The 20,936-nt window shown below is 55.2% G+C and carries 17 protein-coding genes; 6 read left to right on the plus strand and 11 right to left on the minus strand.

The annotated features are described in order from the left end of the window. Positions 1–20: 20 nt before the first annotated feature. Positions 21–356 carry a c-type cytochrome gene (locus FE848_RS08275; RefSeq protein ID WP_200202320.1) on the minus strand — a complete coding sequence of 112 codons (336 nt, stop codon included), beginning with the start codon at positions 354–356 and terminating at the stop codon, positions 21–23. Positions 357–576: 220 nt separating this feature from the next. Between FE848_RS08275 and FE848_RS08280 the strand changes: the two genes are divergently transcribed. After that, positions 577–1,680: an enoyl-CoA hydratase/isomerase family protein gene (locus tag FE848_RS08280; RefSeq protein ID WP_200202321.1), complete on the plus strand. Its 1,104-nt coding sequence runs from the start codon at positions 577–579 to the stop codon at positions 1,678–1,680. 21 nt (positions 1,681–1,701) lie between these two features. Here the strand turns inward: FE848_RS08280 and FE848_RS08285 are convergent, their stop codons facing one another. The 3 genes from FE848_RS08285 to FE848_RS08295 all read right to left on the minus strand — a co-directional run bounded on the left by FE848_RS08285 (position 1,702) and on the right by FE848_RS08295 (position 5,013). Continuing rightward, entirely contained in the window at positions 1,702–2,409 is a 708-nt protein-coding gene (locus tag FE848_RS08285; RefSeq protein ID WP_200202322.1) for an ankyrin repeat domain-containing protein, read from the minus strand. 70 nt (positions 2,410–2,479) lie between these two features. Continuing rightward, on the minus strand, positions 2,480–4,636 hold the full coding sequence (locus FE848_RS08290; protein WP_200202323.1) for a tRNA(Met) cytidine acetyltransferase TmcA: 2,157 nt from the start codon (positions 4,634–4,636) through the stop codon (positions 2,480–2,482). Continuing rightward, positions 4,636–5,013: a DUF2237 family protein gene (locus FE848_RS08295; protein WP_200202324.1), complete on the minus strand. Its 378-nt coding sequence runs from the start codon at positions 5,011–5,013 to the stop codon at positions 4,636–4,638. Before FE848_RS08295 ends, FE848_RS08290 begins: the two co-directional genes overlap by 1 nt. Before the next feature lie 277 nt (positions 5,014–5,290). Between FE848_RS08295 and FE848_RS08300 the strand changes: the two genes are divergently transcribed. After that, the gene (locus FE848_RS08300) at positions 5,291–7,618 is read left to right on the plus strand and encodes an ATP-dependent helicase (RefSeq protein ID WP_200202471.1); all 2,328 of its coding nucleotides are present in this window, start codon (positions 5,291–5,293) and stop codon (positions 7,616–7,618) included. Between the two features lie 173 nt (positions 7,619–7,791). Further along, positions 7,792–9,006 carry an OmpA family protein gene (locus FE848_RS08305; protein ID WP_200202325.1) on the plus strand — a complete coding sequence of 405 codons (1,215 nt, stop codon included), beginning with the start codon at positions 7,792–7,794 and terminating at the stop codon, positions 9,004–9,006. A gap of 57 nt (positions 9,007–9,063) precedes the next feature. Here FE848_RS08305 and FE848_RS08310 read toward each other — a convergent pair whose 3' ends face one another. After that, positions 9,064–10,188, minus strand: coding sequence for a methyltransferase (locus tag FE848_RS08310; RefSeq protein WP_200202326.1), 1,125 nt, complete (start codon positions 10,186–10,188; stop codon positions 9,064–9,066). 95 nt (positions 10,189–10,283) lie between these two features. Continuing rightward, positions 10,284–11,555, minus strand: coding sequence for a D-amino acid dehydrogenase (locus tag FE848_RS08315; protein ID WP_200202327.1), 1,272 nt, complete (start codon positions 11,553–11,555; stop codon positions 10,284–10,286). 160 nt (positions 11,556–11,715) lie between these two features. Here FE848_RS08315 and FE848_RS08320 point away from each other — a divergent pair, with 160 nt between their 5' ends. Further along, a complete protein-coding gene (locus FE848_RS08320) occupies positions 11,716–12,525 on the plus strand; it encodes a TatD family hydrolase (RefSeq protein ID WP_200202328.1) in 810 nt (269 codons plus the stop codon). A gap of 8 nt (positions 12,526–12,533) precedes the next feature. Here FE848_RS08320 and FE848_RS08325 read toward each other — a convergent pair whose 3' ends face one another. The 5 genes from FE848_RS08325 to FE848_RS08345 are packed head-to-tail and all read right to left on the minus strand — an operon-like array spanning position 12,534 to position 17,042. Further along, positions 12,534–13,445, minus strand: coding sequence for a lysine exporter LysO family protein (locus tag FE848_RS08325; protein ID WP_200202329.1), 912 nt, complete (start codon positions 13,443–13,445; stop codon positions 12,534–12,536). Beyond that, positions 13,445–13,774, minus strand: coding sequence for a DUF2288 domain-containing protein (locus FE848_RS08330; protein WP_200202330.1), 330 nt, complete (start codon positions 13,772–13,774; stop codon positions 13,445–13,447). Before FE848_RS08330 ends, FE848_RS08325 begins: the two co-directional genes overlap by 1 nt. Positions 13,775–13,815: 41 nt before the next feature. After that, on the minus strand, positions 13,816–14,214 hold the full coding sequence (locus FE848_RS08335; RefSeq protein WP_200202331.1) for a response regulator: 399 nt from the start codon (positions 14,212–14,214) through the stop codon (positions 13,816–13,818). After that, positions 14,204–15,355, minus strand: coding sequence for an HDOD domain-containing protein (locus tag FE848_RS08340; protein WP_200202332.1), 1,152 nt, complete (start codon positions 15,353–15,355; stop codon positions 14,204–14,206). The genes FE848_RS08335 and FE848_RS08340 overlap by 11 nt, the downstream gene beginning before the upstream one ends. A gap of 28 nt (positions 15,356–15,383) precedes the next feature. Continuing rightward, a complete protein-coding gene (locus tag FE848_RS08345) occupies positions 15,384–17,042 on the minus strand; it encodes a diguanylate cyclase (RefSeq protein WP_200202333.1) in 1,659 nt (552 codons plus the stop codon). 102 nt (positions 17,043–17,144) lie between these two features. On the opposite strand from FE848_RS08345, the gene FE848_RS08350 reads away from it, so the two are divergent. Further along, entirely contained in the window at positions 17,145–18,929 is a 1,785-nt protein-coding gene (locus FE848_RS08350; RefSeq protein WP_227715233.1) for an ATP-binding protein, read from the plus strand. Further along, the gene (locus FE848_RS08355; protein ID WP_227715234.1) at positions 18,926–20,917 is read left to right on the plus strand and encodes an ATP-binding protein; all 1,992 of its coding nucleotides are present in this window, start codon (positions 18,926–18,928) and stop codon (positions 20,915–20,917) included. Before FE848_RS08350 ends, FE848_RS08355 begins: the two co-directional genes overlap by 4 nt. The last annotated feature ends 19 nt before the right edge of the window (positions 20,918–20,936 follow it).

Below are 20,936 nucleotides of genomic sequence, written 5' to 3' on the forward strand. Positions count from 1 at the left end.
CTGTACTAATGCAATAACGCTTACTTGCCGCCAGCTGGCAGACTTGCGTAGTAAGCTGCCAGGTTAGCAATATCCTCATCGCTGAGAGAAGCTGCCTGACCCTGCATGATTGCCGCCATGCCGCCGTTACGTTCTTTGCTTCTGTACGCCTTCAGTGCAGAAACCAGATACTGCTCATGCTGGCCCGCGAGGTTGGCGTACATCGGAATCTGTGCAATACCGTTCTGGCCGTGGCAGGCAGCACACACTGCAGACTTCGCCTTGCCTGCCTCTACATTACCAGCCGCAGAAGCTACAGCAGGAACGGCGGCGCTCAGTGCGAAAAGACCTGCAACAGCATAGTGTTTAAGTTTCATTATGATTAACCTCTCATCATCGTTTTAAGTGTCGCGTATAGGTGTTCTAAACCTAATAGAGAACTGGCGAGAAGTTATAGCACAGACGTAACATGTCGCAAATGCCATAGATCAATGCGATTCCTTCAAGACTCGCCATCTTTGACTTTTATCCAGTTACAGACGCTATGCAAACAAAAAACCGCACCAGAAAGCGTTTTACCACCCGGAGACTCCACTAATGTCTGTAGAGGTTCAAGAACTTCCTTGTCGTGAGGGCCTCATCGGCTCACTGACCCTGAACTCCCCTACAACGCTAAATGCTTTATCCAGTGTGATGATCGCCCAATTAAGGGATTGCCTTGCGCGCTGGGCTGACGATGAACGCATCTGTGTTGTTTTGATACGCGGCTCAGACAAAACCGGATTCTGCTCGGGCAGCGACCTGCGCGGGCTTTATCAATCAGTAACGGGCTCAACAAACAAAGAAGGCGCCTTCAGCATCCTGAGACTCGAATACGAACTGATCTATGCTCTGCGCAGATTCCCCAAGCCCGTCGTTGCTATCGGGCATGGCCCCATCATGGGCAGTGGACTTGGTCTGTTTTCCGCCTGCCGGTACCGATTACTTACACCAGAGGCTTCGCTCGCCACGCCGGCCGTATCCATTGGACTGTTTCCGGGTGTGGGTGCCAGCTGGTTCCTCAATCGCCTGCCCGGCCGCCTCGGGTTATTTATGGGCCTGACCGGTGCTCACCTGAATGTGAGCGACGCCCTGCGCGTTGGGCTGGCAGACATGGCATTACCAGACTCCAACCATCAAGGACTGCTCTCAAGCTTGCAGGCGGAGCGCTGGAGCGGTAACAGAGCAGCCGATGACAACCGTTTGTTTCGCTTGTTGAGCCAGGCTGAAACTCCGGACTACCCGGCGCTCCCCGCCAGCCACCTGGAGCTGCACGAACGTGATATTGCGAGGTTGTGCGCCGGTTCCAGCCTGCCCGAGATCGTTGATCAACTGCTGGCTGCCCCTATCAATTCTGAGTGGTGGCAAGCCAACGTAAGAACTCTCGAAGGCGGATGCCCGGTATCGGCCTGGCTGGTCTGGAACCAGCTTCAAAAAGCCCAGCAGATGTCATTGAAAGATGTATTCCGCATGGAGCTGGCCATGGCCTGGGAATGTGTACGCAGGCCCGATCTGGCAGAAGGTATTCGAGCAAAACTGATTGACCGGGACCAAAGCCCCCAATGGTCATTCGCCGACATTCGCGATGTACCCGATGCGGTAATTGACACTCACTTCCCGCCGGTATGGGACGATCAGACCGATCCCATGCAGCTTGAATAATATGGGCTAAATCTGAAGGCTTTATAAATTAGCGCCGGCCTGTACCAGCAGCATTTCCAGATCCTGATGGTTATTTGCGCGAGCCACGTCGAGCGCTGTTTCACCATTCTCTGCCCGGAAGTTTACATCTGCTCCTGCAGCAAGCAGCATTTCTGCAGTGAGCAGGTCTCCAGTGGCAACCACTTTCATCAGCAGTGACTCCCCATCCTGGCTGACATTCACATTCGCCCCAGCGGTCAGAAGTATTTTCACGACCGAGAGCTGCCCCGTCTCCGCAGCGCGCATAACCGGTGTATAGCCCTTCAGGTCCTTCGCGTTTACCTTGGCACCAGCAGACAGCAGCAAGCGCGTCAGCCGGCGATCACCTTGCTCTGCAGCAACCATTAGCGGCGTAACCTGATCGCTTTCAGCAAGATCGGAATTCGCACCCTGGCTTAACAAGTACCACACGACACGATCCGCCTTTGCTTGCACTGCCGCCATTAGCGGTGTGCCGTTTCCTGTCAGCGTATTCAGCGGCGCACCGGATTCCTTCAGCTTTTTGACTGCATCAAAGTCTGCTTTCGCTGCTGCTCGATAGAGATCTGAACCCAACGCGATTTCTGCCTGTTGACCCAGATTGGCAGGAGCCTCTCTTGAAGCACATCCGGTCACAGCAACGAGGCCTGACGCCAGTAAAAAAACAGATAGCAGGAGCGATTGGTGGGAGAAGCCGATTCCCTTGGCCATAACGAGCAGTCTCTATCAGGTAAGTGTGGCCTATTCTGAGCAGGTGGCCCTGATAATTAAATCGAGCGGGTCACAACTCTGGCCCCTTCTGCAGAAGTTCACGGGTAACCTGGCGTAAACGATCCTCGCCATCCCGCTGCCCTGCACATAGCCCTTCACGTTGAAGATCAGCCCAACTCAATCCTTGAAGTACAGCCTGACACCACAGAGTCGCCTCAGCATGCTCCAGAAGCCAAACTGCAACGCCGGAAACCATGCTTAGCTCCCGCAAAACCGGAAGCATCAGCTGAAAGCCCCTGTACCCTGCCGAGAAATTCTGCAGGTCCCGGATGTCTGCAGCATCCGGCCTGCGCCCTGATGGCAGGCCAGCGGTTATCTCAAGCAGCAATTCCGGCTCCAGATCTTTCCAGTTCAGTGGCACCAGCGTCAGCCAGTGTCGCGCCAGCCGGTCTCGCACCTGCGGAACCAAAGTGGCTGCTCCTGCGCTGTGAGCCAGAACCATCTGTACCGAATACTCCCCGCTGGTAGCCTCCTGCTGCAGCCCAGCGCGCGCAAATTCCAGTCCGCAGGATGCCCAAAAGGCGTAAAGGTCGGAATTGCCGCCGAAACTGGTGCCCGTAAAATCCAGGCCTTCGAGTTCTGCACCCTTGGCCGCTTCATCAACCAGCCGGCTCCCAAGACCAAAGCGCCGGGCAGGAGCCGATACCGCAATGCGGATAATTCGCAAACCTCGCTGGCTGGCCGCTTCCGGGAACCCACTATGACTGGCCAGAGACTGGGGCAGAAGATGCCCTCGCACCCGGCGCCTGCCGCTGGCAACCAACTCTGCCAAATCATTACTCAGCCCGCCCTCCACAGCGCCCCATAGCACGCCCAGAGCCTGTCCATTCACAGTGGCTCGCCAGCTTCTGGCGGCAGGATCATCCAGCCACTGCCGGAGATCTGCAGGCGTTGTGCGGTAATGGGCGTCCACCAGCAAGCCAAATGCCTCCGCCAGCTCTGCCTCGGAAGCCCGGGCTGGCTGCCAGGGCTCAATCATGACTTGGTTCGCCGCTGTATCTGCCAGCTCAACTGGCTGGTGCTCGGCACCCAACAGGAAAAGATCAGATATGAGGGTTTCCAGCGGGTCTCCGTCTGCCCAGCGTACTGGTTCAGACAGCGTTTGCGACTGCCACTGGGGCGTTTTCTCATCGAGTATCTGGCGAAAGCGGATAGCAAACCCACGCCCGGCACCCTCATAGCCATGCACAGTGGATGCAAAAGCTACCCGCGGCCAACCCAAAAGAGCACGCTTTAACAAAGGCACAGGGATAGCGGCAGCCTCATCCACCATCACCACCTCAGCCTCCGGCTTTTCCCGCAACAAATCCCGGATCGGCAAAAAGCGCAGTCGAGCGCCTGTCACGGTTTCAATCAGATCCGTGCCCGCCTCCAGTACGTCTGCGCCCAGGGTTTCCCGGGCATGCTTGAACAGGCTGTTTACATTATCTCTAGAAGGGGCGGTTACCAGAATGTTCCGGCGACCCTGTTGCAGCAGTTGTGCCGCAGCCATTCCCAAAGCCGCAGATTTTCCTCGGCCCCGATCGGCTGTCACCACCATTGGCCGACGCCTGCGCCCAAGCCCGAAAGCCACCAGCTTACGGATCAGCTCTTGCTGATCCGGTGTTGTGGTTACAGTAAACTCAGACGTTACTCTGGGCAGCTCCGGCAGAACCAACACCTGAGGCGAACCGAGCTGCACCCGGATCACCGACGAATCTTTCGCCAGAATGCCCGCCATTCGCTTCGCAAAAGGATGCGACTCATCGTGATCCAGACCCGTTCGGGAATAATCCGGATCAGCAAAATGCCCCCACTCCTCCAGCGAAGGCATCAACCAGAACAACAAACCACCCGCCTTCAGCGTGCCCGAAAGCGCCGCAAACCCATCCGGCGGATTGCCCCGCCAGCCATCCCACACAATGACCGACGTTTCCCGACCCAGCCACTGGCGCGTCTTAGCGGGCTCAATACTGGTCAGGCGACTGTCCGGGGCATCACCTGCTCCTCCAACCCAAAGCCCGCCTTCCAACTCCAAAGCTGGCAGCAGTGCCTGCAACCACTGCATGGCAAGATCGCGGGCGCCTTCCACCAACACCAGCCGCCGCTGCCCTGCAGCCGCAAGTTCGGCTTGAAGAAAACGCCATGCGTCCAGGTCTGGCGAAAAGGTTTCCGTTTCAGGACTCATTAACTGAGGTCTATTCCATGAGACTTCAGATCACCAAGATCACAGTGCGCCAACGCCGCCTGATGCGTTGCACGCAACCGCACCCGAGGGGCCTTGCCCGCCTCAAAAGCTTCACGCCAGCGAGCTGCACACAGGCACCAGCCGTCTCCGGCTTTCAGGCCGGGGAACCCGAACGCAGGCACCGGCGTGCTCAGGTCGTTCCCACGAGACTTGGAGAACTCCAAAAACTCGGCGGTCATCACAACACATACAGTATGCGATCCGTGATCATCCGGTCCTGTATTGCAGCAGCCATCCCGATAGAAACCGGTTTCCGGATCTGTACTACAGGTTTCGAGCTTTTCCCCAAGTACGTTTATCGATTTTTCAGTTTGCACATTCGTCTCCTAAAAATGTCGAGGTGAGAAGCAGTGGGGAACACTTTCCAAAATCGTGCGGAGCCATGGGTGAAGAGCGAAAAGCTCTTCACGGGTTGGCCATGGACGGCCAACCCCGGACTCTCACCGCGACGCAGGAGCATTAGCAGTGAGAGGCGGAGCCGAGCGTACACGGACGTATTCACAGCGTATTTTGGAAAGTGTTCCCCACTGCTTCTGTTCCCCCCAACTAGAACGATGGGTAGTAAAAGGTAAACCCAACAGATTGTCAGCAATTATGCGGCACAGGTACCCGCGCTACCAGTTGGCCAGTACAATAGCACCTATGCCAACAAAGACCCTTGAATCCCCCGCCCTTGATCTGCCTGATTTTCTCACTGACGAACAGCGGGCGATTATTACCGCCGGCTACGAACACTCGGTGATCACCGCTGTGGCTGGCAGCGGTAAAACATCCACCCTGGCCTGGCGCATTCGCTACCTACTGCAGCAAGGTCACGACCCCGCGCGCATTCTGGTGCTTATGTTCAACCGAAGTGCCCGTGTGGATTTTGAACGGAAACTGCAGGAGATTTGTCACCAGAGCGGGTTAGCACTGCCTGAAATACGCACCTATCACGCTATGGGGCTGCGGCTGTACAAGCGCTTTGTGCGTGAAGGCTACCTGCCGGGGTTCTCCGAAAAAATCCTGACCGAGCAGGAGATCAGCTTTCAGGCCTGGCTATTAATTCGGAGGCTGGCGCCTGAGGATCTGGCAGATGAGATCCGGCGTAACAAGAAGGATTTTGTTGAGACAGCTACTGGGTTTATTGATCTGGTGAAAACCACCCTGTCGCCTGCAGAAATAGTATTTGAAGAGCTGGGCTACTCAGAAAAGCACAGATACCTGATTGATCTGTTCCACAGCTTCGAGCAGTGGCGCAAAGGGCAAAGCCGGATCAGTTTTGCGGATATGCTGTACGAGCCAGTGATGGCCATACACCAGAACCCGCCTTTACAGCGACTGGTGGGCAACAAGATGGATCTGATTCTGGTGGACGAGTACCAGGACACCAACGAGATCCAGCATCTGTTATTGCGCTATGTTGCCGGCGACCGCGCCAGGGTTACCGTAGTTGGGGACCCGGACCAGACCATTTATGAATTCCGGGGTGCCAAACCGGAGTTTATTCTGAAGCGCTTCAGCGATGAATTTGAAAGCCCGCTTGAACAAACCCTGAGCTACACCTTCCGCTATGGTCATCGCGTGGCTCTGTTGGCTAACCACCTGATATGCCACAACACCGGGCGCAAGGATGTATTGTGCCACTCCCACCCTTCCACTCCGGCTACCGAGATTGCACTGCACCGGGTGGAGAATGATGCAGAGGCCGTGTTACAGATCCTCGGCGAAGAAGCCGAAAGCACTCTGGCCGATACTGCCATCCTGTTCCGGGTCTGGAGCCAGAGTGTGCCCATTGAACTCAAATTGCTGGCGCGGCAAATTCCTTATCGCATCGATGCGGGCAAAGGCGCGCTGTTCAGCCGTGAGGTTCAGGCCATCACGGCACTGTTAAAGGTGGTTTCCGGTACGCTTGAAAAATTACCGGAAGAAGACCGCTTGGAACTAGCGCGCCAGCTTCTTCGCCTCCCCCATGTTGGCCTCAAGGAACCCGAGCTGGAACAATTAGCGCGCTTTCTGGCCGGTTTTTCCAATGCTTGGCACGAGCGCCTACTGGCACTGGATTTCGGCGCACTGGCTCCTATGGCGGCACGCAAGCTACGCAAACTGGGCGAGGCTCTAAACCAACTGCACGGCTATTCCGGCCCTGCTGCAGGGCTAATCACGGTTTATGCAGAGCACACTGAGTTGTATGAGGGTGTTCGCAGCCTGGCCCTGACCCACGAAAGCGCAGAGGAACGCATTGATACCATTCACGGCTTTCGGGAGTATTTGAAAGGCTTGAACGAGGATGCCAAAGGCACGCTTGCACACCTGAAGGCTCTGCGCCAACAAGCCAGCGAAGCACAGGCTAACGCGGGGGTTTTGCTCTCCACCATCCACCGCACCAAAGGGCTGGAATGGCCAAGGGTGATCATTCCAGGGCTGCAAGAGAAGTATCTACCCCACAGCCCGCGCTCACAGGACGATGCCCGGGCAACTTTAGAAAGTGAGCGCAGGTTGCTCTATGTAGCCATGACCCGAACTCAAAACGCTCTGCATTTGATCACCCGCCCAGCGAGCGCTCAGCCTCACCTGGATGGTGATCAAGGCCCCAGCCGGTTTGTTGAGGAGTTCTGTTTTAATCTGGCCAGTGAGTTCGGGCGTTGGCTCGATGAGAAAGCGCCAGGCTCTGAGAACAAGCTGGAGCTGCAAGCTCCATTAACACCCGTCAGTTCGCGCTACGCTTCACAAGAAGGTGTAACTCTCGAGGGCGAGGCTCACGCCTCTACCAGCACCAACGCCCCCCTATGGCATCATGCGCGCCTCACTCACTCCATTTTCGGCGCAGGCTCCGTGGTTGGTGAAGATGAGAGCTCCTTCGAAGTGCATTTTAGCGGCGGCGAGAAAATGCATTTCAGTAAAAAAAGTGCACACCTCTATTTCAGCGTCCCTGCCCTGTAAAATGCTGTTCATAACCTGAAGTGAGTCGCTCGGCACGTACATTTCCTAATGTAACATTAATCATCAATTCTTTGTTTTTTGTACCTCTTTAGCTTAAATTGGCTATATGTACGCTCTATGATCACCTAAATGACTCAAAAGCGTTTTAAAATAAACCGAACAGGAGGTCCTGCATGAAGATCATGCGCCCGATAGCGATGGCTGCCATCGCAACAACTCTTGCTGCCCCAGCCCTGGCTGAGCGTAAGGAAACGGTTTACGTTAACCCGTTCGCCGCCTTCCAGCTTTTTGACGATGCCCGCGATCTGAGCGAGACCGGCACGTTTGGTGTTGGCCTGGAATACCGGTTCAAGCCACACTGGGCAGTCGAAGCTATCTATTCGCGCGCAGATGCAGACCGTAAATATGTTCCCGGCTCATCAGATTTCGAAGAGCTCCGCATAGACGGTATCTACTACTTCGCAACCCCAGACAAAGCATGGAACCCGTACGTATCTCTGGGTGCAGGGCATGCTGACTTTGGCGTTGGCGATACAATCAGCTACCGCACAGCCGGCACAGATCACGATGAAACCCGTGTAAACGTGGGTGCAGGCTTCCGCTATAACGTAACAGACGCGGTATCTCTGCGTGGTGACCTGCGTGAATTCCACGGCATCGACGAAAGCACCTTCGATACCCAGGTTTCCCTCGGCATCAGCTTTGCATTCAGCCGTACTGTTGGAAGCGCACCTGCTCCAGCACCTCAGCTTCCAGCTGACTCAGACGGTGATGGCGTACCCGATTCCCGCGATCAGTGCCCAGGCACTCCAGCTGGCGCAACCGTTGACAGCACTGGCTGTGAGCCAGATGCCGATGGCGACGGTGTACCCGACGCTCGTGATGCCTGCCCCAACACCCCAGCAGGTGCCATGGTAGACAGCCGCGGCTGTGAACTGGATAGCGACAACGATGGCGTAGTTGATAGCCAGGATTTGTGCCCAGACACTCCGGCCGGTGCAAAAGTAGACGAGACCGGCTGCGAAGGCGTAACTGAAACTGTCGAGACGTTCACCATTGAAGTTCAGTTCCCAACGAACAGTTCAGTAATCGGTAACGCCTACGATGCGGAACTCCGCCGTGTAGCAGACTTCCTGAAAGACAACCCAGGAACTTCTGTAGAAATCGCTGGCCACTCCGACAACACAGGTAAAGCAGCATACAACCTGGCTCTGTCACAGCGTCGTGCTGAAGCAGTTGCTGGCCGTTTGACTGGTCCTCTGGGCGTCGATCCTTCCAAAGTAAGCGCGAAAGGCTATGGCATTACCGAGCCTGTTGCCACTAACGCCACTGCGGCAGGCCGTGCTGAAAACCGTCGTGTTGAAGCGCGCATCCAGGTTCGTCGTTAATTCGATCACAACCTGAACGCAAGCAGTTGAAGTCAGTAAAGGCGCCCTAGGGCGCCTTTACTTTTTGGTTGCATCCAACATCAGGTTTCTCGGGGTCAGTGCCCGGGGGCAAAAATGACCAAACCGCACACTGTATCCCTGCTCCTCAAGAAAGACCGCGTAATCCAGAACCAGCCACAACTCCAAAGGCCGGCGAAACACGTGCCGGACAAGCTCATGGCGGTATACTTCCCGCTGGCGCTGCTGGCCGTGTTCCAGCCAAAATTCAAAATGAGTGTTTTCGGGTAAAAACAGCTGCTTTTTGTTGGCAGCCCAATGACAAAAGGCAGGAAAGCCTTCTTGCATACGTCCTGGGGGGTATGAAGGAACGGGAAGGTATTGATCCACACCACGCAGCATTCTTTGAAGGCCATCAAACCCCAAGCGCCACTGACTTAGGGTCTTGGTTTGCTCTCTGACGCCAGCTGGTGCAGTGACAGTTTCCCTTACTGCCAGGCGCAGATCGTTGCGATCCAAAACAAGGGCAGGTTCGTGAATGGACACCCCCTTAGAAAGAGCCTTATACGCCCCCTTACCAGGTTTGTGATAACAGCAGGGCGACAAGCTCAGCCGCGGCACATCAGCGGCAACTCCCTGAATCAATAATTGCCGGTGCAAATCACCACACGCATGGAGTGCCACAGCATGGGTTTTCTCGGGAACGAGTATATCTCGCGCCATAACATCCTGGCAGGATATTCGAACAGCATCCCCGAATCGCTCAGCGATCCGGTTACCATCGGCCACCAGATCCGAGTTCCACTCATAGCCCACAACGTCCTTTCGGCTCTGTGTAAACAGGGTTCGAGCCAGATGCCCTTTACCACAGCACCAGTCCAGAATGGTGTGCTGAAGAGGCTCCAGCGCAGCGGTAAAGGCGCCTGCCTGCTCTCGCTTGCGCCCGGGCATGTCAGTTGCTTTGGCTTCGGGCAGAGTCGCAGCTACAACGTCAGAAGACGCGGGTGCCAGCTCCGGAAGGTCGACTATAGGTGAATAGAGAGCGAGGTCGGGCAGAAACTGAGAAGCCAGTTCTGCCAGCTTTGCAGGCTCCTCCTCCAAATCAGTGCACTCATCATCGGTGAGTTTTTCCACCAGACGCGCCAGCTCAGGATACTTCTCAAGCCACGCTGGCCGCGGCTCCATAAATGGAGCCGGTTGCCAAATGAGCCGGTGCTTTATCAGCCAGTTATTGAGGGTTTTCCATCGCGAATAAAATGACTCCTCAGGCTGCGGAGGAATCACTCCTGATAGCGTCCCGGGCGGAATGCATCCAGAGGAACTGTAGGCTCCTCACCATCCACCACTTGTGCAATCACATCCGCACTGGCCGCTGCCAAAGTCCATCCAAAGGTGCCGTGACCTGTATTCAGGTAAAGATTGCGGCGCGGGCCCCGGCCAATGATGGCAGGGCCATCTGGTGTCATGGGGCGGAACCCGGTCCAGGTTTCTGCAAGGTCAAGATTTGCACAGCCGGGGTAACGGGACTCAACAGACTTCCGAATGGTCGCTATACGCGCTTCCGGAATATCACGATTGAACCCCGCCAGCTCTACAAAACCGGTTGCACGCAAGCGATCGCCCAAGCGGGTAGACACAACTTTGTAGTTGTCATCATGAATGGTGGTAGCAGGCGCTTTGCCCGGGTCTTTCAAGGGCACCGTAATGCTGTAACCCTTGATTGGGTATATAGGCAGCTTCAGGCCCAGAGGCCGAACCAACTCCGGGGACCAACAGCCCGCGCTGACCACAAAGGCATCGGCGGCCAAAGCCTCTGTCTGCCCACGCTCGTTACGCAGAACCACCATTTCAACATTTTGGCTGCTGGCAGTTAGCTGCTCCACCTGAACGTTGTAACGAAATTTAACACCTTTATCTTCACAGGCTTTGGCAAGCGCCCTGGTGAACAGGTGGCAATCGCCGGTGCCATCCGTATCGTAACTGAGCGCGCCATATAGTGGCCCGGTTCTCGCCATTCCGGGCTCTGCCTCGTAGACCTGCTCCGGCGTCAGCAGTCGGGACGCTACGCCCATTTCTTTCAGTATTCGATGTGTGCCACGATGTACTTCCAGCTCTTCCGGGGTACTGGCCAGGTGCAGCAAACCCTTGTGAGCGCCATCAAACTTCAGGTTCAGCTCGTTTTCCAACTTCAGAAACCGCTCGCGGGAGTGACTTCCGAGGCGCAACATAGCGCGCTTGTTAAAACCAAAAAGGCCAGGCGACCACGCATAGCGCAGCGTTGAAAACATAAACTGTATGGCCGCAAGAGAAGGCGGCATTCGGAGCTTGAGAGGGCGATCCTGCTGCACAAGCCAGGGCAATGCCTTGAAAACCATGCTCGGGTCTGCCCAAGGATACACAACACCATAAGAGCGCTGGGCCGCATTGCCCTTACTGGTTTCATCCCCAGCCGCGCCATGGCGTTCAAGCACCGTCACCTGATGCCCACGACGGCTCAGTTCCCAGGCTGTGGTTACACCCACAACGCCACCACCAATAACAACAACGTGCATCTACACCTCCACCTGAATCAATCCCGAGCAACAACAACCATCAAGGAAAGCCCCTACGAGACAATGTAGGCCTATGTATGGGCAACTGATAAACTTGAGAGCTTCGAACACCAGAATAGCAGTTGAACCGACTGCCTGTATTGGAGCCTAGCATCAGCCCATGAGTAAGAAACGTCGCGAGATTCCCGTATTCGACCATCCGATTATTGAAACCCACTGTCATCTGGATTACCTCAAGGATCGTCCCCTGGAGGAAATTCTGGAAGAAACCCGGCGGGTGAACATCGAGAAGGTGATTACCATTGCTGTGGCACCGGGCAACCTGGCAACTGTACGCGAGCTCAGTACCCGGGCTCCGTGGCTTTATGGCACTCAAGGCATCCACCCCCATGAGGCGGAAAGCTACAACGATGCCGTAGAGAAAGAAATCCGCACCCACGCCCAGGACGACAAGATCGTTGCGGTTGGCGAGATTGGGCTGGACTACTTCTATGACAACGCAGATCGCGCTGTTCAGCGGGACGTGTTCCGGCGACAACTCCAGATTGCCTGTGACAGTGACCGCCCGGTGGTTATCCATAGCCGTGATGCTGACGAGGATACAATCGCCATACTCAAAGAGTTTGAACAGTCGCTCAAGCGACGTGGCGTGATTCACAGCTTCACCTCCGGCCCTGGGCTTGCCCGGTATGCCCTGGATCAGGGGTGGAATCTTGGTTTTAATGGAATCACCACCTTCAACAAGGCAGAAAACGTGCGGGATATTGTTCGTATGGCTCCCATCAGCCAGATCCTTCTGGAGACCGACGCCCCTTTCCTCACGCCAGCGCCCTACCGTGGCCGTGAAAATGCGCCTTTTTATCTGCCATTCATCGCTGAAAAAATTGCCGAAGTGAAAGACCTGCCCCTGGAAGATGTGATTATCCAAACCTACCAGAACAGTCTGAGAACGTTTTTTACCGCGATGTGAGCCTGGGTCTAGCCAAACGACAGAAAAACACCCATCAGAACCGGCGACAGGAATGACAATAAAAAGCCTGATGCAATCGCGACCGGAACACAACTCAGCCCACCGTTACTGCGGATTACCGGCAAGGTGAAATCCATGGAAGTGGCTCCGCCGTAGCCGATGGCCATGGCTGGCCGGCTGCCAATCACCAGAGGAATGATCGCCAGGGCGATGATTTCCCGCAGTACATCGTTCATGAATGCCACACCGCCCCATGCCGGCCCAAGCGCATCACCAATCACAATGCCGGACAGGGAGTACCAGCCAAACCCAGAGGCCAGAGCAAGCACATCGTGCCATGGCAGCCCCAGAACGGGCATCAAAAGGACACCCGCCAGCAGCGAACTAACCACGAGCACCAGGGCGATACCCAAGCCCTGGGTGTTCATCAGCAGTTTTCGCAAGGAAAGCCCGGCATTGCGCAACTGTAAACCAATAAGGAACAACAACAGCATCAGAGACCAGGTTGCCAACTGCTCCGCTTGCGGCAGTGGCGGCAAAAGGAAATAGCCTGCTAGCATTCCCAGCAGCACCGCCAGTAATGGCTTCAGCGCTGCCATGAACAGCCGCACATAGCCCGCGCTTCCAGCGGTTTCTTCCCGATGCTCTGGCGTCATGGGCCGCCAGCGGTGAAACAGCCACAACCCTGCCATATTCGCCACAAACAAAACCACCACCAGGGCTGACATTTGGCTGGCCATGGTGCCAAGCTGGTCCGTTAGCCCCTCCATCTGGCCCAACCCCAGGCCCAGCAAGGCCAAAATGAAGTACACCAGAGCCTCCACCGTGTAGTGAATAACGGTCATCAGGCGGCGGCTTTCAAGGGATAGGGCAAAACCAAGAAACAGCGGAGCAAGAATCAGCAGGGCGCCGGTAAGCATTAATGCACCACGGGATCAGAGGGCTCGGAGCGATCCTGAACCAGCACCCAGGGCGCTACAACGACAGCCCAAAGTGTAGCATCACGCTCGTACCAGGCACGGGCCAGATCAGGGGATACATCCCCTACTTTGCCCGCAGTCAGCCATTGTTCAAAGAGCGCGCGGTTATCTGCAGTGAGCTCAGACGCCACATCCAACAGATCCAGGGTCTGGTCAACACGCACAACCTGCCCTCGGGCATAGTAGGTTTGCAGCTCGTGCCAGCGTATGCGGGAGGTTTCCAGATTAAGCCTAGCTTTGGTTTCATCGTGATTTTGGGAGGACGACATAACAGCCTTTTGCAGTTGCGACAGTATAAACCGGCAAGAGCTTAACCGATTGCACGGGCCTCGTTCCAGATGTCCCTGATCTGATCAGCCAATGTAAGCGGGTCAAAGGGTTTGGGAATGACACCAGCCGCACCCAGTGCGAGGTAACTCTGAATTTCGTCGCTCTGGACCTTGGCCGTTATAAAAACCGCCGGCGTTTCGGCATAATCCGGTAGGCTGCGGATTGCCTTCAAGGTCTCGGGGCCATCCATGCCCGGCATCATCACATCAAGAACAATTAGCTGGGGCCTGCACTCAGCTATCTGCGCCAGCGCCTGCTGCCCGGACTCACAGGCCGTGAGCTCATAGCCGCCGATGGCCTCCAACGCAAGCTCTGCAATCGTTCGGATATCCGGCTCATCCTCAACCATCAGAATTCGCTTGAGACCTTCAGGTGTCATCCCGGGCGGCCTCCTGATGCTCAATTCCCAGTCGTCGCAGGAGTGTACGACACTCAGGGCTGTTTGCCTGATCTGCTGCCAGCAAAGCTGCTGCGCGCATGACCAACTTGGACTGACTGGTGTTGCTCCTGCCGACAAAATACACGGCACCAACCAGTTCTCTGATCTGAAGGGGCAAGCGCCACTGCACCTTGATTTGATTGCCCAGCTTTTGGGCCCATTGGGCTATGGCAGAGTCAATCTGCTCAAGCTCTGGTGGCTCACCGCTCTCGTCGCACTGGTTTTGCAGTACTTTCAAGGCTGCCAATTCTCCTGCACGGCTGAGCAGGCCTGCGGTAAAGTACAGCGCAGGGGCGTCGCCAATTTTTCGAGCCAGCCCGCGGGCCGCCTCCGCAACCCGCAATGCCTGTTCCTGCTCCACCTGCGCTCTCTCCGCGAGGCGCTGGCAGGAAAGCCTGCCCGCAATATCCAGAGATAATGCCAGAGCCTGGTTCAGTGCCATGGCAATACCAATCGCACTGATTGCCTCTCTCACCGTTTTTACCGGTGTGCCGGAACGGCGAAAAGAAGCGCTGTTGGCCACATCCAGCATCTTTGCACTCAGCGCCGGGTCTGTCTTCCACTGTTCTGCAAGCGTGACGGCATCCAGTTCATCACGCTTTTCAATGAGATTCAGCAAGGCGGCGGTGTCAATCTCGCCCGGCAACTGGATTGCGGAATTGCAGGCCGCCTCCATTTTTTCTTCCAGCGAGCTGGAGGAACTGCCATCAAGGTCGATGGATACTGGCACCAGCTCTAACAGCCTCTGGTGCAAACTATCCACCTGGAACGGTTTGCTCACGTAGCCGTTAATGCCCAGATGGGCGGCTGCCAGGATAGAATCGCGATCGGCACGACCGCTGATCATCAGCACAGGAACTTCTCGGCTGGCTTTCCGCACAGAGCGAATAAAATCAAGCCCGGAACCATCCGGCAGGTTCCAATCGGTTATAACCAGATCTGCCGGTTGTTTATGCCAGCTACTGAGCGCCTCTTTAACCAGAGTATGAATCCGGATTACTGCGCCCGGGAAGGCGCTCGCCACGACAGTCTCAAGAAGGTCGCCAACCAGCTCATCGTCTTCGAGAATCAACACATGCATCGCGACGTTCTCAGTTTTTCATCAGAAATCATAAATGGTCTTCGCTAGCGACAGTAACGCCATTACGCCCTGCACGCTTACGCTCATACAGTGCCCGGTCGGCAGCATCTATAGCCTGCTCGCCGGTCTCGTAGGCATTCAGCGTGGCAACGCCTGCGCTGAAGGTTACCGAAAACTCCTCGTTGCGAGCATTGAACACCAAACGGGCGAAATCCTTGTTCAGCGTTTCAAGCACCTCAACGGCCTTTTCCAGTGAGCACTCAGGCAACACAACGAGAAATTCCTCGCCACCATAGCGGCCTATAATGTCCGTGTTGCGCAACCGGTGGCGCAGCAAGTTGGACAATGCCTTGATCACCATGTCACCAACCCCATGACCATAAGAATCGTTAACCTGCTTAAAATGGTCCAGGTCCAGCATGGCTACAACCGAGCTATGCCCACTGCGTGCACAGCGCGCGTGTTCCCGGTTCAGTTCGATTTTGGCCAGGGCGTGTTTTAACAGGCCAGTGAGGCTGTCAAGGGAGACCAGTTTGTCTAGTTGCCGGGCGCGGAAACAGCGTATCCTTGCTGTGCGCAACAAAAACTCGTCAGACACCGGTTTGGTTACAAAATCATCACCGCCGCGGGCGAGCACGTCAAGTTGCAGATCACGGTCTGCCTCAGAGGAAAAAAAGATAATGGGCAGACTGAGCCACTCGGCCTGAAACCGAAGCATCCTGGCCAGTACCGGGCCATCGTACTCACCCATCTGCACATCCATAAGCAGGATATCCGGCCTGAAGTCTGCCAGTTCGGATAACAGGCGCGATGGGTCATCAAGTGCCCGCACCAGCAAACCGCCACTGGTGAGAACCACTCGATAATGCTCCAGTAACTCCTTGTCATCGTCTACGATAACCACTCTGCCGGTGAGCGTTGCCAGCCCTTCAGCCAGCAATTTCTCAACCTGGTCTGCAAGCGCGGGTATATCCAGGGGCTCGTCAATGCAGGCATCAACACTAAGGCGCGCCAGTCGATAACGGGTGGCAAAGTCGTGAGCTTCACTGAAACATATCACGGGCAATTTGTGCAGTCTGGGCAACCAGCAGGCTTCCTCATCCTGCAGCAACGTATCCCGAACCATAACCAGATCAATATCGTCCATGTTCTCTGGCCACTGCTCACCATTGGCCAGACTTCGCACTTCGTAGCCATACAGCGCCAAGCCCTGGGAAATCAGCTCCCCGTGCTCTTGATCCGGATCCAGGTTCAACAATACAAGCGGATTATCCGTACCTGCAGGAGCGGGCTTGTGCCAACCGGTTGAGACTGGATCGGCCACAACCAAAAGGTTGCTCAGGCCCACAAGTTCCTTTTCATAGCCGCCAGCCAGCAATTGGTTTAACTGTTGCCGAACGCGCTCGCTATCAGCGCCCTCTGCCACCTCGTCTGCCAAAGGCTTGATAGCAAGTTCGAGTTTACGGGCTTGCTCGCCAAGCTGGGTAAAACCCAAGGTCCCGGCCGACCCGGCAAATCTGTGTAATATATGATAGGCCGAAACCAACTCACTAATGGATTCAGGGTTCCGGGAGGCACTGGCGACACTGGCCACCAACCCTTCGATTTCACCGATCGTTCTATCCCGAAAACGATCACGAAGAATCTCCAGTTTTTTCCGCACCTCGGAAACAGGGCTTTCAGGCATAGGGGCTCTAGCTAATTAACGCGCGCAAACGCTGTGATTTCTGGTTCATTTATTGTTCAATCAAAGCAAGTTTTACAGCAAATTGCCAGACAGGAGCGCGTTTTGAATCATTTATCTCTGGGTAGCCGGCTGGCCATAATCATACTGGTCGGCGCTTTGGCTACCATTGGCTCAGTTATCTATGCCGCTTACAGCGCGCTACTGGAGGATTTTTCAACAAACTTGCTGGTGCAGCAGGCTCATGAAACAAACCATATTTCCAGCTTGGTGAGCCAGGATCTGGAACTTCGAACAAGCGTTCTGTCCCAGTTTGCCCCATTGTTAAGCAATGACGGCCAACTCTTGCCTGAACCCCAGCTCACAAATCTTCTTAAAAAACAGCAAAAGCTGGAGGAGCTGTTTCCCTACAGCCTGACCGTCTTTAACCCTGATGCGACGCTCATTGCTGAAAACACCAGCGTACCAAGCAGGGTGGGCACAAGCTATGCCGACCGATCCCATTGGAAGGAGGCGATGACAACTCGCCGCCCAGTGATCAGTCGCCCCTTGATAGGCCGGCCATCGGGCATACCTTTAATGATCTTCATTGTACCGATCCTGGCAGATGGCGGAGAGCTTCTGGGCTTCCTGAGCGGCACCTTGAAAATGCACCAATCGCTTCTGATTCCGGAAAACGTGCGTGACAGTGCCAGCGAAGACGCAGTGTTTCTGGTAATAGACTCAAGTAACTTTCTGTTTATAGAGGGCTCTCCAAATGGCAAGGCTATCGAGGATCTACCAGACCCCGGAGACAACTTACTGATTGATGCCGCCCTCTCTGGCGTCAGCTTTGGTGAGGTTAAAACCAATGCCGGAGAATCGCTGATCTACGCAACCAGCCACTTGCACCGGCTGGGCTGGCTGTTTATCCGGGCCGTTCCAAAATCCCTTGCTACCGCCCCCGCAAAGCAGGCCTTCAGCCGGTTTCTCCTGATTAGTACAGGCGTAACGTCAGGCATATTGTTGATGACATTCTTGGCGCTTCGCTCAACAACCTCATCGCTCACCCAGATGACCCGCCGCATACGCTCCATGATCCAGAAGCCCGAATCTTCGCGGCGTCTCAAGGAGCAGGGAGCGCCAGAGGTGCGGGCACTGGCTCAGGCGTTCAATCAGCTAATGGATGGGCGCGACGCCTACAACCGACTCAAAGATAACTTTGTTGCCAATGTCAGCCATGAGCTACGAACACCGCTGACCTCCATAAATGGAGCCCTGCGACTGCTAAACTCCGGCACAACAGGCGAGCTCCCCGACAGTGCCAGAGAAATGACTGCATTAGCGCTGCGGAATGGCGAACGCCTGCAACTTCTCATCAACGACATGCTTGATTTCAACAAACTCTCTGGCGGTAAGTTGCGCGTCAGTTTTCAGCCTGAAAACCTGCAGAAGTTACTCAAGGAAACCATCTGCGGCAACCAGACCATGGCGCAAGAGTATGGCGTTACACTCGCTGCTAACAACATACCCGAACTACTGTTGACAACCGACGGCCACCGATTACGCCAGATACTGGACAACTTTGTAAGCAACGCCATCAAGTTTTCACCGGAGAACGGCGTGGTGACCCTCCAGGGGGAAACAATTGGGGGCAACCGGTTGAGAATCACTGTGAGCGATCAGGGCAAGGGTGTACCCAAAGAGTTCACCGGCCAGATATTCGATCGTTTTTCCCAGGCCGAAGCTGGGGCCACCCGTTCTACCAACGGCACTGGATTGGGCCTTGCGATCAATCGCCAGCTTGCGGACCTACTGAACGGAACTATAGGCTTCTACAACAATAAGGGTGCTCATTTCTGGGTTGAGCTACCTTTGGATAGCAGCACACCGGAGGGCCCTTCAGCATGAGAGCACCCGCCTTTCCCGCCGATGAAAGTGCCAGGCAAGCAGCGCTGGATCAGTTGCGAATTCTGGACACTCCCTCGGAGGCCCGCTTTGATCGGCTCACCCGCATGGCTGCAAGACTTATCGATGCCCCCATTGCGCTGATCTCCCTGATCGATCGCGACCGACAGTGGTTCAAGTCCTGCGTGGGCCTGGATATCAGAGAAACCCCACGCAGCCTTTCTTTTTGTGGTCATGCGATTCTCGACAAGCAGCCGCTGGTGATTGAGGACGCGTACGAAGACGAACGCTTCTGCGACAACCCGGTTGTAACCGGCGCCCCCAACGTGCGGTTCTATGCTGGCATACCCATTCACAGTGCAGATGGCTATCCTCTGGGAACTCTTTGCGTGATTGACCGTAAACCCCGCAAGCTAAGCGAGGATGACCTGCAGTGCCTGCGCGATATCGCAGACTGTGCCGAGGAACAAATCAGTGCCCGTGCGCTGGCCATCCACTACCGGGATCGGGAGCTGGAGCAACAGAATGAATCCCTGGCCATGCTCAAACAGCTTGTTGATCTGGTGCCCGGTGGCCTCTATCAGTTCCGCCTCTATCCCGATGGGCGTATGACCTTTCCTTTCAGCAGCAAGGGCATCGAGCGTTCATTTGGCATCACCCCAATGCAAGCAAAAAGTGACGCAGAGTCACTTTTTGCGATGATCGTTCCTGAAGACTCGCAGAGAGTGATGACTGCGATCCAGGAGTCCGCCCAACAATTAAACACATGGTCAATCCAGTTCCGGATACACAAAGATGATGGCACTGAGCACTGGATTGAGGGCCATTCTTCTCCGCAAAAGCTCCCGGACGGCAGCATTATCTGGCATGGCTACCTGGAGGATATTGACGACAGAAAACGCGCAATGCTGAGACTGGAGGAAAGCGAACAACAACTACGCCGCCTGTTCGAACTGGCGCCCAGTGGGATCATTCTTGCAGACTATCGTACTGGTGAGATCATTGATGTTAACGCCTCAATGCTAAAATCAACTGGCTATCACAAGGATGAGTTTCTATGCCTGAACTACCGCCAACTGCTTGCGCCCCGCAAGAGATCGCTGAGAGCCGAGATTCTCGAACAACTGAAAAATACAGGCTATTTTGGCCCAATTGAACAGGAAATAATCGACTGCAAAGGCCAAAGCTACCCGGCGATTATTCATAGCATGCTGATACGGGATTCCGTTGGTCGAAAACTGCTCTGGGTTCTGCTCGACGATATTTCAGAACGCAAAAAAGTCGAGCGCATGAAGAATCAGTTTGTATCTACCGTAAGCCATGAGCTGCGCACTCCCCTTACTTCTATTACCGGTGCTATAGGTCTACTAGCTGGAGGCGCTGCTGGAGAACTATCACCAAAAGCCCAGGGCATGATGGCCATTGCGGAGCGCAACGCCAGGCACCTGGCCTCTTTAATCAACGACCTGCTGGATATTGAAAAGCTGGTGGCAGGTAAGCTGCCCATAACCATGGAGAAGCAACGTTTGCTGCCGCTGCTCGAACACGCAGTCGACGCAAACCAAGCCTATGGTGCGCAACGAGGAATTACTGTTCAATCCCTGCCAGACCTGCCCAATGTCTACGTACTGGTGGATGGAAAGCGCTTGCTACAAGCACTGAACAATCTGATCTCCAATGGAATAAAATTCTCCCCTGATAAAGGTCTCGTCAACATATCTGCCCGGAGTCAGGAAGCTGACGAGAACTCAACAGTCACAATTACAGTACAGGACAGCGGCGAGGGCGTTCCTGAAGCCTTTCGAGACCGAATCTTTCAACGCTTTGCACAGGCCGACAGCTCAGACACCCGCAGCCAAGGGGGAACTGGCCTCGGGCTCGCCATAACCCGCGAACTGGTTACCGTGATGGGTGGCGAAGTGGGCTTCGAGTCGTTACCAGGGCAAGGAGCCAGCTTTTGGATACTGTTGCCTGTAGTGGGCGACGAGTAAGCATAAAAAAGCCGGCAAC

Source organism: Marinobacter sp. 1-3A, from assembly GCF_016597775.1.
Taxonomy (GTDB): domain Bacteria; phylum Pseudomonadota; class Gammaproteobacteria; order Pseudomonadales; family Oleiphilaceae; genus Marinobacter; species Marinobacter xiaoshiensis.

Coding starts and splice junctions, on each gene's coding strand:
- FE848_RS08340 (WP_200202332.1), bottom strand. CDS start 15,355: ATGCATGTGTTGATTCTCGAAGACGATGAGCTGGTTGGCGACCTTCTT.
- FE848_RS08320 (WP_200202328.1), top strand. CDS start 11,716: ATGAGTAAGAAACGTCGCGAGATTCCCGTATTCGACCATCCGATTATT.
- FE848_RS08325 (WP_200202329.1), bottom strand. CDS start 13,445: ATGCTTACCGGCGCCCTGCTGATTCTTGCTCCGCTGTTTCTTGGTTTT.
- FE848_RS08315 (WP_200202327.1), bottom strand. CDS start 11,555: ATGCACGTTGTTGTTATTGGTGGTGGCGTTGTGGGTGTAACCACAGCC.
- FE848_RS08345 (WP_200202333.1), bottom strand. CDS start 17,042: ATGCCTGAAAGCCCTGTTTCCGAGGTGCGGAAAAAACTGGAGATTCTT.
- FE848_RS08330 (WP_200202330.1), bottom strand. CDS start 13,774: ATGTCGTCCTCCCAAAATCACGATGAAACCAAAGCTAGGCTTAATCTG.
- FE848_RS08305 (WP_200202325.1), top strand. CDS start 7,792: ATGAAGATCATGCGCCCGATAGCGATGGCTGCCATCGCAACAACTCTT.
- FE848_RS08355 (WP_227715234.1), top strand. CDS start 18,926: ATGAGAGCACCCGCCTTTCCCGCCGATGAAAGTGCCAGGCAAGCAGCG.
- FE848_RS08300 (WP_200202471.1), top strand. CDS start 5,291: ATGCGGCACAGGTACCCGCGCTACCAGTTGGCCAGTACAATAGCACCT.
- FE848_RS08275 (WP_200202320.1), bottom strand. CDS start 356: ATGAAACTTAAACACTATGCTGTTGCAGGTCTTTTCGCACTGAGCGCC.
- FE848_RS08285 (WP_200202322.1), bottom strand. CDS start 2,409: ATGGCCAAGGGAATCGGCTTCTCCCACCAATCGCTCCTGCTATCTGTT.
- FE848_RS08290 (WP_200202323.1), bottom strand. CDS start 4,636: ATGAGTCCTGAAACGGAAACCTTTTCGCCAGACCTGGACGCATGGCGT.
- FE848_RS08280 (WP_200202321.1), top strand. CDS start 577: ATGTCTGTAGAGGTTCAAGAACTTCCTTGTCGTGAGGGCCTCATCGGC.
- FE848_RS08335 (WP_200202331.1), bottom strand. CDS start 14,214: ATGACACCTGAAGGTCTCAAGCGAATTCTGATGGTTGAGGATGAGCCG.
- FE848_RS08310 (WP_200202326.1), bottom strand. CDS start 10,188: ATGGAGCCGCGGCCAGCGTGGCTTGAGAAGTATCCTGAGCTGGCGCGT.